The following is a 13054-nucleotide window of genomic DNA, read 5'->3' on the forward strand; positions in this document are numbered from 1 at the left end:
ACACCCGATACGGCGCCCAAACTGTACTCCTGGAATTCGGTACAGACTGTGCGTCCCGTACGCGGGGCCGACGCACTATCCTGCCAGCAGGTCGTGCAATGGCCGGCGGCGCTTCCGGTCAGACATAACCACTGCCGTCACGCCCTTGCTCCGTTTCCCGGCGCACGCTGCCCACCTTCGGATTGATCGTGAACATCATCGACCAGCCTATACCCGCCGATACGGCATCCCGCCATAGCGTAGCCGCAGGCGGTGTCACGACCACGCTCGACAGGCTCAATCGTCCGCTGCGGGATTTACGTCTGTCCGTCATCGATCAATGCAATTTCCGCTGTACCTACTGCATGCCGCGGGACACCTTCGGCGCGGACTACCCGTTCCTGCCGTCTTCGGAACGCCTGTCGTTCGAACAGATCCTTAAGCTCGCGAAGGCATTCGCGCTGCTCGGGGTGGAGAAGATACGCATCACCGGCGGCGAGCCGCTCTTACGGCGCGGGCTCGAATCCCTGATCGAACGGCTCGCGAAATTGACGACCGAAAGCGGCAAACCGATGGAGCTCGCGCTGACGACAAACGGCTCATTGCTCGCCGCGAAGGCGCGCTCGTTGCGCGACGCTGGTCTCGGCCGCGTGACCGTGAGCCTTGATGCAGTAGACGACGCTGTGTTCCGCCGGATGAGCGACGTCGACCTGCCGGTATCGCGGATATTGGACGGGATCGAGGCGGCGCGCGCGGTCGGACTCGCGCCGGTCAAGGTCAACGCCGTGATCGAGCGAGGCGTCAACGACAGCCAGATCCTGCCGCTCGTGCGGCGGTTCAAGGGCACCGGCGTGGCCGTGCGCTTCATCGAATATATGGACGTTGGCGGCGCGGCCGGCTGGTCGAACACGAAGGTGATCACGGCTCGCGAGACGCGCGGCATCGTCGAATCGGCGTTCCCACTGGTGCCCGTCGTCGTTCATGAGCAGACGGGCACCGCCGTCAACTATCGCCATGCCGACGGCTCAGGCGAAGTCGGATTCATCGCGAGCGTATCGCAACCCTTCTGCGGGTCGTGTTCGCGCGCCCGCGTATCGGCCGACGGCCAACTTTATTCCTGCCTGTTCGCAACACAGGGCACGGACCTCAGGCCCTGGCTCACGGACGCAGCCTCAGTCGAGCAACTGGCAGGGATCGTCCGTCACCGCTGGGTCCAGCGCGACGACCGCTATTCCGAGCTTCGCTCAACGCCCCGCAAGCCACGATCGGGATCGGGTAAAGTCTATCCGACCGTCCGCATGTCGCTGGTCGGTGGCTGAGGCCTCGCCAGCCCTTGTGCAGCAGATACAGACCGGAGCGCCGCCATGACAACACCGCAGCCCAGTGATCGCGCACAGCCTGACGCCCCGCATGTCGGCGAGTGTGCAGGCGATCCGGCGCTTCTGGAGGCCACCATCGCGGCGGGCTTCGACGTGCGTGTCCAGCACGAGCCGATCGATATCCAGTCGGCGATCATGCCGATCACGCGCAATCCCAACGTGGGGGCGATCGTGAACTTCCTCGGCGTGGTGCGTCATAGCGGCGATTTCGACGACGTCGTTGCACTCGAACTCGAACACTACCCGGGGATGACCGAGCAGTCGTTCAGCAGCATCGTCGAAGAGGCCATCGCGCGATGGCACCTGGAAGCGGTGAAGATCGTGCATCGGGTCGGCCGTGTGGCGCTCGGCGATGCGGTGGTACTCGTCGTGGTCGCCGCGCCGCATCGTGGAGCGGCATTCGACGCGTGCGAATTCCTGATGGACTTCCTGAAGGCCCATGCGCCGCTCTGGAAGAAGGAGATCCGGCGCGACGGCGCGGTCAGATGGGTCGAGGCCAAGACGCGCGACGAACAGTCGATGCTGCGGTGGGGTTGATTTGCGATTCGCCCCCATCGTGCCGGCAACAGGAACAGATCAATGAAACTCACCATCAGATACTTCGCTAGCGTTCGTGAACAACTCGGCATCTCGAAGGAGATCGTGCACATTGACGCGTCCGAACTCCGTGTCGACGGCCTGCGAGTCAGGCTCGCATCGAGAGACGAGCGCATGGCCGAGGCACTGCGGGCAGGCCTGCCGCTTCGTACAGCCGTCAACCATGAGATGGTCGCCGACACGTTCGTCGTGCGCGAGGACAGCGAAATCGCCTTCTTTCCGCCCGTTACGGGGGGCTGAGGCCTCCCTGATGCGTCAGTTCGAGCCGCACGGGGCTCACGGCTCACCCGTGCTGAACGCACTCAGGCAGCGGCCAACGTGCCGCTAACGGGCGCACATCGAGACAAGCTTGCCCACGGTAATCACCGCCTGCTCGATTTCACTCGACCAGGGGCTGCTGTAGTTGAGGCGGATGAAATTCCGATAGGTCGTCTCCGAGACCGAGAACATGTAGCCGGGTCCGATGGTGATACCCTGGTCGAGAGCGAGCTTGTAGAGCCGCATCGCATCGACCTTGGCCGGCAGTTCGATCCACAGCACGTAGCCGCCCGCAGGGTTGGACATGCGCGTCCCTTCAGGAAAGAACCGCGAGACGGTTGCCTTCATCAGATTAGCCTGCTGTGCATACGCCTTGCGAACCCTTCGCAGGTGATGCTCGTAACCGTCGCGTTCAAGGAATTCCGCAATCGCCATTTGCGGAATCGACGGAGAAGTCAGCGTGTTCAGAAACTTGAGTTTCTCGACCTGATCGCGATAACGGCCCGGCAGCGCCCACCCAATCCGGTAGGCTGCCGTGAGCGTCTTCGAGAAAGAACCGCAATGAAGCACGAGCCCCTTCGTGTCGAAGGACTTTAACGTGCTCGGGTGCGTGCTGTCATAGTGAAGCTCGTTGTAGACACCGTTCTCGATGACCGGAATGTTCCGCTTCGTCAGGAGTTCCACGAGTTCGCGCTTGCGTTCGTCGGGCATCAGAAAACCCAGCGGATTCTGGAAGTTCGGCATGACCATGCAGGCGGTGATGGTCTGCGAATCCATGATGGCGGCAAGCGCCTCAATGTCGATGCCGTGCTCCGGATGCGTCGACACCTCGATCGCTTTCATGCCCATCCGCTCGATTGCATGCAGCATCGCGTAGAACGTCGGGGACTCGACAGCGATCACGTCGCCTGGCTTGGCGACCGCCTGAAGGCACAGATTGATCGCCTCCGTCGCGCCGACCGTGATGATGATCTCGTTCGGATCGACGGCCATGCCGTTCTCGAGGTAGCGACGCGCGATCTGGCGCACGAGTGCCGCATTGCCGGGCGGGAGCGCGTCCGTCACGCCCCACCGCGTCTTGCCGCGGCCCGCATCGTAAGCGTAACGGTTGAGCTTTTCGAAGGGAAAGAGACCCGGGTCAGGGTAGGGCGAACCGAGCGGCACCGCATCGTCGACACCGATCGAGCGCAAGGTGGAAAGCACCAACCGGCTGACGTCCACCGGCGACGATATCGGAATCGGTTTCGATGGCCGGAGCTCGAGCGTTTTCCGTTCGCCGCCGTCGCCCCGGAAGTTGATGAAATAGCCCGACTGGGGCCGGGCCGTTAGCAGGCCACGGCTTTCGAGCAGCAAATAGGCGCGGATCACGGTCGTCACGCTGAGCCGATGCTGCTGGCTGGTCTGCCGTACCGATGGCAGGCGTTCGCCATGGCCGTACACGCCTTGCCGGATCAGCTTCTCGATATCGTCTGCAAGTTTGTCATACAGATTCATCGGACGATTCCCCTGGCGTTTTGCTGCGGTAAATTGTACCGGCCTCTCCCGTGGTCGACACGCGCTCGCGTCGCCATGCTGCCACCTGGCGCCGGCGTCGTAGCAGAACTGTACTGACCCGAGCCGGCCCGATGTGTGCACTCTGCGACTGATGGCCCAGCCTTAACCTTGACTCCATCGAATGAACATTGCCAGGTCCCCTCGTTGGGATCTTTCAACGCGCAACGGTTGGTTTGAGTTGCGCGTGAATGGCGCACAGGGAGGTTAGTCACAATGAATCTGCTAGAAGCCATGCGTATATACGTCAGGGTGGTTGAGCGAGAGAGTATTTCCGGCGCGGCGAGGGACCTCAATATCGGGCAGCCGGCCGCAAGCGAACGCATCGAGCGGCTCGAGAAGTACCTTGGTTGCCGGCTCCTGCTGCGCAGCGCACGCGCTTTCAATTGCACGCCCGAAGGTCTCACCTTTTATGAGCGTAGCAAGCGGATTCTGCAGGCCGTGGAGCAGGCGGTCGCTGAAGTGTCGAGCGACGAGCAGGATCTGAAGGGAACGATTCGTATCGCGGCCCCTCACTGCTTTGGCGAGACGGTCGTGCCGGAGGCGTTGACGCTGGTGCGTGCGGCCTATCCGCAACTGGATCTGGAACTGGTCCTGAACGACCGGATCGTTGACCTCGTGACGGAGGGCGTGGACATTTCGTTTCGTCTGGGTCAGCTCGGAGAAGGGGCATTCATTGCCCGTCAGCTTGGCCAGGTCGGGCGTGTTCTCGTTGCAGCGCCTGGCTATCTGAACCAGCACGGTCCGATCACGGAGCCGTCTGAGCTGGTCAAACACGCGTTTATCCGGGTCCAGGGCATGTTTGGCACGGAGCAGTTGCCGCTCAGGCACATGGCGACCGTCGTGGAGAGCGCGCCGATCCGTACCGCGATCAAGACGAGTCATTGGCGGCCCATGTATGAAATGATCCTCTCGGGCGTCGGCATCGGGGTGCTGGAAGAGCCGGCGTGCGTCGATGCGCTAGCCGATGGCCGGCTCGTGCGCATACTGCCGGAATTCGAGGTGTTGCCCTTCGATCTGAATGTACTGATCCAGGCGCAACGTCCAGTGCCGCCACGGGTAAGGATGCTTGTGACGATGTTAAGAAAGTGCACTTCGGATATCCTGGAGAGAGTGCACGTCGACTGCGGCGAAGTGGCAGGTCGCTTTGAAGGACTGCCCGATGAAGAGGTGTCCGCACTTCTGAAACCGTCGTTGCAGGCTTGAACCTGCAACGACGGTAGTCGCGAGAAGTGTAGTCCTGGCCGGTCTCGGCAAGCGTGACCAAGGTCCGGCCGAAACGACGTGGAGCGGCGGGTCAGGCTTTGTCTTCCCGGCCGTTGATCCAGCGATCGAGCAGTTTGCCGGCCGCTTCGCGACCACCCAGGCCGAACGACAGCGCAACGGCCACCGCAATCGCGCCGAGTACGAGTCCGAAGGCGAGCTGGACGATCTCGTTCGCAATGCCCATGGCGTGAAGGCCCATTGCGAACACCAGCCCGAGAATCGCAAACTGCGCGATCCGCGCGAACAGGACGCTGTGTTCACCGTCGGCCTGCTGAATCAGGCGGCGGGCAAGATCGGCGAGCCAGAAGCCGATGATAAGAATCACCGCGCCCATGAACACGTGCCCGCCGAATTCGATGAACAACGTCACGACGTCGCGCACCTGAGAGAAGCCCAGACGATTCGCGGCTTCGACCACGGCGAAGAGCATGGCGAAGAACACAATCAGGCGTCCCGCCAGCACCGAGGGCTGCAACATCCCGGTAAACACGTGGCCTACGCCAAGCAATCCAGGCAGCGTATCGGCGCCTGCAGTCCTAAGGACCTTCTGCGCGAGTGCGGCGAGAAAGCGTGCAACGTAAAACGTGACAAGCAGGATGACGATAGCGGCGATCAGGTCCGGAATAGCGCCGAAAAACTCGTTGAGCATATCGGTCGCCGGGCGTGAGATCGCATCGATCCGCAGCGCGTCGAGCGCGGAGATCAGCGTCGGTACAAACACGAACAGATAGACCAGGGTCCCCGCCAGACTCGACAGCTTGACGGGCGTCGGGCTCCCGACCTCCTGCGGGAGGCGATCCGCGCCAGCCGCATTGAGCAGGTTCGTGACGAGGCCACGCAGCACGCGCGCGACGATCCAGCCCACGAAACCAATCACGATCGCGGCGAACAGGTTCGGGACGATGTCCAGCAGCCTGTTTATCATGCCCTGCACGGGTGCAAGCAGGCCGGACAGGGCGAACGCGGACAGGATCGCCGGCAGAAACATCAGGATGACAAGCCAGAACAGGACATCGCACAGGTAACCGCTGGTTGGCTTCACGTCCGCATTCGCGGACAGCCTTTCGTCGAATTTTCCGGCCTTGAGCGCACGGCGTGCGAGACCCCGCAATACCAGGGCAATCAGCCATGCGATCAGCGCCAACACGGCGCCGCCAATCAGGTTAGGCAGATAGCTCACGATCTGCGCGAGGAGTTGCGAGAGCGGACCGGAGACGGAGTAGAGATTCAGCGCATTGAAGATGCCGACTGCGGTGACAAGCAGCACCAGCCAGAACAAACCGCCCGAAATCAGTTGTTCGACGAATGCACCTTGCCCGGCGTTTTCGGCAATGCGCTCGTCGATTTTCAGCATGGCGAGCAATTTGCGCACGCCCGCGCGCACCAGCACGGCGATCAGCCAGCCGACAATCAGGATGCCGATGGCAGCCGCGATCCGCGGTAGATACGCCCCGAGCGAGGCGGGAAAGGCCATAGCGAAGTTGGATGGTTCCATTTTTCTTTCTCGTGGAGTGGCAAAACCCGATGAAAAGACCGCACGCATTCGGCCTGACTGGCGGAAGCGGTCGACTATTTGGCGTAGATACGCGCCCGACCTGAACAACACGACGACATGAACGTCTTGCAATTCGTTTGCGGCTTTCCGCGCAAGTCCACTTTGATTTAATTATCGAGTAATTCGCAGACCTGAAGCATCCCGGTGCACTCCGATTCTGAATATCAGTTTATGCTATCTCCCAGTTTACCCAGCTATCGATCTGGGTATGACTTCCCCCAACCGATAGTAGGAATCGGAAATGGCCGTGTGGCGACTTTGAGGAAAATCGCTATCTTTGGTGGGTAGAGGAACCCGTCCGCCAGGCTGCCGGTATTCGCAGAATGTTCATTTAATCCCAACGAACGTGATGAGGCATAGCAATGGTTGAAGGCAAAATCGTGCAATGCATCGGCGCGGTGATCGACGTTCAGTTCCCGCCAGGGGAAATTCCCAAGGTCTATGACGCGCTCGTTCTGGAAGGTTCGGATCTGACGCTTGAAGTCCAGCAGCAGTTGGGCGACGGCGTGGTCCGCACCATCTGCCTGGGTTCTTCGGATGGCCTGCGCCGCGGCCTGATAGTGAAAAACACCGGTCGCCCGATCTCGGTGCCCGTCGGGAAGGCCACCCTCGGCCGCATCATGGACGTGCTAGGCCGTCCGATTGATGAAGCAGGGCCGATCGACAGCGAGCACACGCGTTCGATCCACCAGAAGGCGCCGCCGTTCGAGGAACTATCGCCGTCGACGGAACTGCTCGAAACCGGCATCAAGGTGATCGACCTGATCTGCCCGTTTGCTAAGGGCGGTAAGGTTGGCCTGTTCGGTGGCGCCGGTGTGGGTAAGACCGTGAACATGATGGAGCTCATCAACAACATCGCGAAGGAACACGGTGGTTATTCCGTGTTTGCCGGTGTGGGCGAGCGTACCCGTGAGGGGAACGACTTCTATCATGAGATGAAGGATTCGAACGTTCTCGACAAGGTGACGCTGGTGTACGGCCAGATGAACGAGCCGCCGGGCAACCGTCTGCGCGTCGCGCTGACCGGTCTGACGATCGCGGAGTATTTCCGTGACGAAGGTCTCGACGTGCTGTTCTTCGTCGACAACATCTACCGGTTCACGCTGGCCGGCACGGAAGTGTCGGCACTGCTCGGCCGTATGCCGTCGGCAGTGGGCTATCAGCCGACACTGGCTGAAGAAATGGGAAAGCTGCAAGAGCGGATTACGTCGACCAAGACCGGTTCGATCACGTCGGTTCAGGCCGTGTACGTCCCAGCGGATGACTTGACCGACCCGTCGCCGGCGACGACGTTCGGCCACCTGGACGCAACCGTCGTGCTGTCGCGTGACATCGCGTCATTGGGGATCTACCCGGCAGTCGACCCGCTCGATTCGACCTCGCGGCAGATCGACCCGAACGTGATTGGTCAAGAGCACTACGCAATCACGCGCAGCGTGCAGCAAACGCTGCAGCGCTACAAGGAACTGCGCGACATTATCGCGATTCTGGGTATGGATGAACTGGCGCCGGAAGACAAGCTCGCTGTGGCGCGCGCGCGTAAGATCCAGCGTTTCCTGTCGCAACCGTTTCACGTCGCGGAAATATTCACGGGCACGCCCGGCAAATATGTCTCGTTGAAGGAAACGATCCGCGGCTTCAAGATGATCGTCGATGGCGAGTGCGATAGCCTGCCGGAGCAGGCGTTCTACATGGTAGGCACGATCGACGAAGCCTTCGAAAAGGCCAAGAAGATGCAGTAGTGAATCAGCGCATAGTCATGCGCTGATTCTGCTCGCCTTATTCTGCTTGCGTGAGCGACACCGAGGCTTCGCTCGTCAGCATCAGGAATGTCAGCGTCTCGCACAGATAGAGGCGTACGACGGTATCGGTATGGCTCTCATAACCGATCGACAGCTCTTCGCCAATGTGTAACTCGAAGTCGCCGCCGCGCGTGGAGAGCACGCTGCCGCCGGTGAGCGCGGGCGCCCAGATGATGTCGCCATTCACGATCCGCTTGATGTGCTCGATCACCGGATAGCCCTGATCGCGTGCCTCGCCGAGCGCCGTGTACGCATCGGCGCCGAGCAGCACGGAGTAGGGCCCGTCGACGCCGGCAAGCCGCAGCTCTTCGAGCGCGTTACTAATCGTGTTCGGATAGTCGCTGACGTCGGCCGGCAGCGCGAGCGTCGGATTCGACGAGCCTTCGCGAATGCCGTCAATGCCCGCAGCCTTATATCCATCGAAGATCGCACGATCTTCGGCATAGGCGAGCTGTTTTGCTGCCTCCTTTGCGGGCTGCCAGTCGGCATCTTTCGCGCCGCGCACAACGCTGTCGATCGCTTTGCGTTGCAGTTCGAACGGCACGGTCAACTGGACGAGGCTCTTGACCTCGGCCAGTTTTGCCACGACGCCCTCCTGCGGCGCGGCGATTGCGATCTGGTGCCCCGTGCCGACGCCGGACAGTTCCGTTCCGCCTGGGCCCTTGACGTCAACCACGCGACGGCCGGCGACGCTGCGCTTGAACGTGCGCGCCACTTCGTCTTCGATCTGCGACCAGGCGGCGCGGGAGATGGGGGCAAGCTCGCGATGCAGATTATTCATGTTGGGAGATTCCCTTGAGAGAGCCAATATTCAGCGAGCCGTCGTGACGCGGCTCGGTGGACGAAGACGTGTCGGCCTGTTGCTCGACAACGGCGGCTTGCGGATCGCGATCTGCGAGCGCTTCGAGCAACGTGGCCGACGGCACGAAGAAGAGGCAGCCCGTGACCGCGCGGCTGTAGTCGAGCAGCCGGTCGTAGTTGCCCGGCGGCCGCCCGACGAACATGTTCTCCATCATCTGCTCGATCGGCTCGGGCGAACGGGCATAGCCGATGAAGAAGGTGCCGAACTCGCCCATGCCGGGGCGGCCGAATGGCATGTTGTCACGGAGGATTTTTACTTCCTCGCCGTTCTCGGTGAGCGTGGTGAGCGAGCTGTGCGAACACGACGGTTTGACCGCTGCGTCGAGTTCGATGTCGGCCAGCTTCGTGCGGCCGATAATGCGCTCCTGGGTCTCGACGGAAAGCGCGTTCCAGCCGGTCATGTCATGCAGGTACTTCTGCACGATCACATAACTGCCAGCCTCGAACGCCGCATCCTCGTCGCCGATGCGGGTGAAATCGACGGCTTCACGACCCACCGGATTCTCGGTGCCGTCGACGAAGCCCACCATGCTGCGCAGATCGAAATTGCGAAAGCCATGCACTTCGTCGACCACCGAAACCGCATCGCCGAGCCGTCCGATTAGCTGCGTGGCGAGCTCGAAGCAAAGATCCATCTGATCCGCGCGGATGTGCAGCAGCAGATCGCCCGGCGTGCTCACCGCGCGGCGTTCGCCCTCGCCGAATTCGCGAAACGGGTGCAGGCCCGTCGGGCGCGGGGCGCCGAACAGGGTGTCCCACACATCGGAGCCGAAGCCGACAACACAGGACAGGTTGCCGGAGGGGACGCGCTTGCCGACCGCGCGCACGAGAGCCGCAACGTCCGAGCACCAGTCGCGCACTTTTTCGGCTGGATCGTGGCCACTCGCAACAGTCGCGACGATGAAGATCGCGCTACGCGTAATGTCATTACAGACGGCTTGCGATTCTGGTGTGTCTGGGATGTCCGGGTTGTCTTTAGGCATCGGATTGATTATGGATAAACCGTGACTGATTTCGGGAGTGGAACGTAAGAGGCGCGCAATGACAGATGACATATGACATTGTTGACGTTCACTGCGTCCGGAGATGTTATACCGACCTGGCACTTTATGGAAACCGTGCAACGGCTTTGGATGAGTTCGAATGCGGCGTGCTGGAGTCGGATTGGCGACCAGGTCGAGTTTCGCGTGCGCCCGTCGATAACGTGTCGAGCGGCGTCAAACGAGATCGGGTGCCGATAAGGTTCGACATTATTCTGTCGTAAATCCGTTCCTCTCTTTCGATACTTCATATCGGGCTTTGCGGCTTTTTATTCTCCTGTCACATCGTTACCATCCGGTTATCCAGCGGCCGCCCCGCCTGATTTTCCTCACGCCAAGGCTTTTTTCACGCAAGGTTTGCAATTGGAGCGAGAGCATGGAAGATTGGCTTGATCGGTATCACGTGTCGACGTTCGATTTACGCGAGATCGGCGTAAAAGCCGAAGCGGCACTGTGAATCTGCTCGAAGCCATGCGCATCTATGTCAGGGTGGTTGAGCGTGGGAGTATCTCCGGTGCGGCAAGGGACCTCAATATCGGGCAGCCGGCCGCAAGCGAACGCCTTGATCGGCTTGAGAAATACCTTGGCTGTCGGCTTCTGCGCCGGAGTGCACGCGCGTTCAATCGCACGCCCGAAGGCGTCACCTTCTACGAGTGCAGCAAGAGGATTCTGCACGCCGTGGAGCAGGCGGTGGCTGAAGTGTCGAACGACGAGCAGAACCTCAAAGGAACGATTCGGATCGCGGCTCCTCACTGCTTTGGCGAGACTGTTGTGCCGGAAGCGTTGAAGCTGGTGCACGCAAGCTATCCACAAGTGGATCTGGAACTGGTCCTGAACGACAGGGTCGTCGACCTCGTAACGGAAGGCGTAGACATTTCGTTTCGTCTTGGGCCGCTCGGAGAAGGGGCATTTGTTGCCCGCCAGCTTGGTCAGATTGGGCGTGTTCTCGTTGCGGCGCCTGGCTATTTGAGGCAGCACGGTCCGATCACGGAGCCGTCTGAGCTGGTCAAACACGCGTTCATTCGGGTCCAGGGCATGTTCGGCACGGACCAGTTGCCGCTCAGACGCATGGCGACCGTCGTGGAGAACGCGCCGATCCGTACCGCGATCAAGACGAGTCATTGGCGGCCCATGTATGAAATGATCCTCTCGGGAGTGGGCATCGGGGTGCTGGAAGAGCCGGCCTGCGTCGCTGCGCTCGCGGAGGGCAGGCTGGTGCAAATACTGCCGGGTTTCGATCTGCCGCCATTCGAACTGAACCTGCTGAGCCAGACACAACGGCAGATACCCACACGGGTACGGATGATCGTGTCGATGCTAAACAGTTGCATGCCGGAAATTCTCGTCAGAGCGCACGCGGCGGTCGATTCTGACCTCGACCGATACCATGAATCGGAAATAAAAAAATGGCGTGCGCTACGAAAATCACTATCTTTGATAGACAACGTTAGCGATACGAGGAGTTATCTCATGGCGCAGGAGTTGATCGTCGCGGTTTTCGACAGCGTTGACGTCGCTGAAAGAGCAGGTCGGGATTTCAGGAATTTTGAGGAAAAAGACCTTGGTTTCAAAGTCGCGAGCGGTGTGCTGGTTCAAAAGGACACCACGGGCAAACTGATCTTGCTCGACAAGCAAACTCGACCGTTTTGGGGGACAGTGATCGGCGCACTAACGGGCGGTTTGATCGGGATGCTTGGCGGTCCGGTAGGGGCGGCACTTGGCTTCACGATAGGGGCAAGTGGTGGGCTGGCAGAGCATGCAATCAAGGACGCACTCGACAGCGATCTGGTCGATTCGATATCCAGCAAACTCAGCCCCGGCAGCGTGGCATTCATCCTCGAGGCGCAGGAAGCGTCGCCGTTTGAAGTCGATAATATTGTGCTCGGCTATGGCGGACACGTATTTCGCAAACCGTTTCCCTGATCACGAGCACGGAGCGGAGCGCGTGAACACGCATCGCGGTAGACTTCAGAGCAAGCCAAACGGATGCCATTTAACGGCCCGCTGACGACGGTGAGGCAGGCATCCGTGCTGGATGGTTCGGTCCCCATCGTTGCCGTGAGCATTGTTCAGGAGTAACCGACCATGACCCTGCCTGGTCAAGAAGGCATCACGCGTCAAACGATTGAAGGGTTCTATCGCGCCGTCGAGCAGAGAGACGTCGCGTTGTTACGAACGGTCGTCACGCCTGATTGGGAATATATTCCGGAGCCTCCCGGGGCAGCGCCGGGACCCGACCAGATGATTCCAATATTCGCGAACATCGCCACAGCGCTGCCGGATATGAAAATCACCATTCTCGACGTGCTGATTCATGACGACCGGGCGGGCGTTCGCGCGGAGATCAGTGGTACTCAGACCGGGGCGCTACTTGGCATTGCGGCAAGTTCCAAACACATCAGTTTCGCGATTCACTCTTTTCACCAGATGCGCGGAAGTTTGATTGAGAAGACGTGGCACCTCGAGGACTGGCTATCGGTGTTCCGACAAATTGGACAGTTACCCCCAACGCTTGAACGGCCTTGAGTGACTTCCGGTCGCAAAGGCATGAGGGAAAGCGTTAGGCTAATGATGCATGGCTGCAGCGACCAGAAGATGAAACGGCAGCACGAGTAGTGCCGTCCCGGCGACGCCGAGCACCCACAATCCAATGAACCATAAAAGGCCGCTGCGAAACGTTCTACGGGTATCGCGGCTTGCATCATGGCTGACTGGTGACATGGCATTCCTCACTATCGTTTCGCCGATTGATGGGTTCATTCTAGG

The 13054-nt window shown here is 60.4% G+C and carries 10 protein-coding genes and 2 pseudogenes; 8 read left to right on the forward strand and 4 right to left on the reverse strand.

The features are described from left to right. The first annotated feature begins 188 nt into the window (after window positions 1-188). The 3 genes from moaA to PQQ96_RS20360 are packed head-to-tail and all read left to right on the forward strand — an operon-like array spanning window position 189 to window position 2195. Entirely contained in the window at window positions 189-1298 is a 1110-nt protein-coding gene (moaA, locus tag PQQ96_RS20350) for a GTP 3',8-cyclase MoaA (RefSeq protein ID WP_408295634.1), read from the forward strand. 45 nt (window positions 1299-1343) lie between these two features. After that, the gene (locus PQQ96_RS20355) at window positions 1344-1895 is read left to right on the forward strand and encodes a molybdenum cofactor biosynthesis protein MoaE (RefSeq protein WP_408295637.1); all 552 of its coding nucleotides are present in this window, start codon (window positions 1344-1346) and stop codon (window positions 1893-1895) included. Between the two features lie 42 nt (window positions 1896-1937). Continuing rightward, on the forward strand, window positions 1938-2195 hold the full coding sequence (locus PQQ96_RS20360) for a MoaD/ThiS family protein (protein ID WP_408295640.1): 258 nt from the start codon (window positions 1938-1940) through the stop codon (window positions 2193-2195). An 84-nt stretch (window positions 2196-2279) separates the two neighbouring features. Here PQQ96_RS20360 and PQQ96_RS20365 read toward each other — a convergent pair whose 3' ends face one another. Continuing rightward, window positions 2280-3707, reverse strand: coding sequence for an aminotransferase-like domain-containing protein (locus PQQ96_RS20365; protein WP_408295643.1), 1428 nt, complete (start codon window positions 3705-3707; stop codon window positions 2280-2282). A gap of 273 nt (window positions 3708-3980) precedes the next feature. Here PQQ96_RS20365 and PQQ96_RS20370 point away from each other — a divergent pair, with 273 nt between their 5' ends. After that, entirely contained in the window at window positions 3981-4970 is a 990-nt protein-coding gene (locus tag PQQ96_RS20370) for a LysR family transcriptional regulator (RefSeq protein ID WP_408295646.1), read from the forward strand. Window positions 4971-5061: 91 nt separating this feature from the next. Here PQQ96_RS20370 and PQQ96_RS20375 read toward each other — a convergent pair whose 3' ends face one another. Then, window positions 5062-6525 carry a mechanosensitive ion channel gene (locus PQQ96_RS20375; protein WP_408295649.1) on the reverse strand — a complete coding sequence of 488 codons (1464 nt, stop codon included), beginning with the start codon at window positions 6523-6525 and terminating at the stop codon, window positions 5062-5064. A gap of 422 nt (window positions 6526-6947) precedes the next feature. Here PQQ96_RS20375 and atpD point away from each other — a divergent pair, with 422 nt between their 5' ends. Continuing rightward, window positions 6948-8327, forward strand: coding sequence for a F0F1 ATP synthase subunit beta (gene atpD, locus PQQ96_RS20380; protein WP_408295652.1), 1380 nt, complete (start codon window positions 6948-6950; stop codon window positions 8325-8327). Window positions 8328-8364: 37 nt separating this feature from the next. Here atpD and PQQ96_RS20385 read toward each other — a convergent pair whose 3' ends face one another. Together PQQ96_RS20385 and PQQ96_RS20390 are read right to left on the reverse strand one after the other, a co-directional pair. Beyond that, complete coding sequence (locus tag PQQ96_RS20385; protein ID WP_408295655.1) at window positions 8365-9168, reverse strand: family 1 encapsulin nanocompartment shell protein; 804 nt, start codon at window positions 9166-9168, stop codon at window positions 8365-8367. After that, entirely contained in the window at window positions 9161-10231 is a 1071-nt protein-coding gene (locus PQQ96_RS20390; protein ID WP_408295658.1) for a Dyp-type peroxidase, read from the reverse strand. The genes PQQ96_RS20385 and PQQ96_RS20390 overlap by 8 nt, the downstream gene beginning before the upstream one ends. Window positions 10232-10741: 510 nt before the next feature. On the opposite strand from PQQ96_RS20390, the pseudogene PQQ96_RS20395 reads away from it, so the two are divergent. The 3 genes and pseudogenes from PQQ96_RS20395 to PQQ96_RS20405 all read left to right on the forward strand — a co-directional run. Next, window positions 10742-11644, forward strand: a pseudogene (locus PQQ96_RS20395) (LysR family transcriptional regulator); the annotation flags it as partial. A 312-nt stretch (window positions 11645-11956) separates the two neighbouring features. Further along, window positions 11957-12211: pseudogene (locus PQQ96_RS20400) on the forward strand (DUF1269 domain-containing protein); the annotation flags it as partial. 162 nt (window positions 12212-12373) lie between these two features. After that, window positions 12374-12814 (forward strand): ester cyclase, encoded by a 441-nt coding sequence (locus PQQ96_RS20405; protein ID WP_408295661.1) that lies wholly within the window; start codon window positions 12374-12376, stop codon window positions 12812-12814. Window positions 12815-13054: the final 240 nt, after the last annotated feature.

Source organism: Paraburkholderia sediminicola (assembly GCF_046027825.1).
GTDB lineage: Bacteria > Pseudomonadota > Gammaproteobacteria > Burkholderiales > Burkholderiaceae > Paraburkholderia > Paraburkholderia sediminicola_D.

Excerpts from the sequence above, each read along its gene's own strand:
- PQQ96_RS20355 (WP_408295637.1), top strand. The coding sequence starts at position 1,344 with ATGACAACACCGCAGCCCAGTGATCGCGCACAGCCTGACGCCCCGCAT.
- PQQ96_RS20360 (WP_408295640.1), top strand. The coding sequence starts at position 1,938 with ATGAAACTCACCATCAGATACTTCGCTAGCGTTCGTGAACAACTCGGC.
- PQQ96_RS20365 (WP_408295643.1), bottom strand. The coding sequence starts at position 3,707 with ATGAATCTGTATGACAAACTTGCAGACGATATCGAGAAGCTGATCCGG.
- PQQ96_RS20370 (WP_408295646.1), top strand. The coding sequence starts at position 3,981 with ATGAATCTGCTAGAAGCCATGCGTATATACGTCAGGGTGGTTGAGCGA.
- PQQ96_RS20375 (WP_408295649.1), bottom strand. The coding sequence starts at position 6,525 with ATGGAACCATCCAACTTCGCTATGGCCTTTCCCGCCTCGCTCGGGGCG.
- atpD (WP_408295652.1), top strand. The coding sequence starts at position 6,948 with ATGGTTGAAGGCAAAATCGTGCAATGCATCGGCGCGGTGATCGACGTT.
- PQQ96_RS20385 (WP_408295655.1), bottom strand. The coding sequence starts at position 9,168 with ATGAATAATCTGCATCGCGAGCTTGCCCCCATCTCCCGCGCCGCCTGG.
- PQQ96_RS20390 (WP_408295658.1), bottom strand. The coding sequence starts at position 10,231 with ATGCCTAAAGACAACCCGGACATCCCAGACACACCAGAATCGCAAGCC.
- PQQ96_RS20405 (WP_408295661.1), top strand. The coding sequence starts at position 12,374 with ATGACCCTGCCTGGTCAAGAAGGCATCACGCGTCAAACGATTGAAGGG.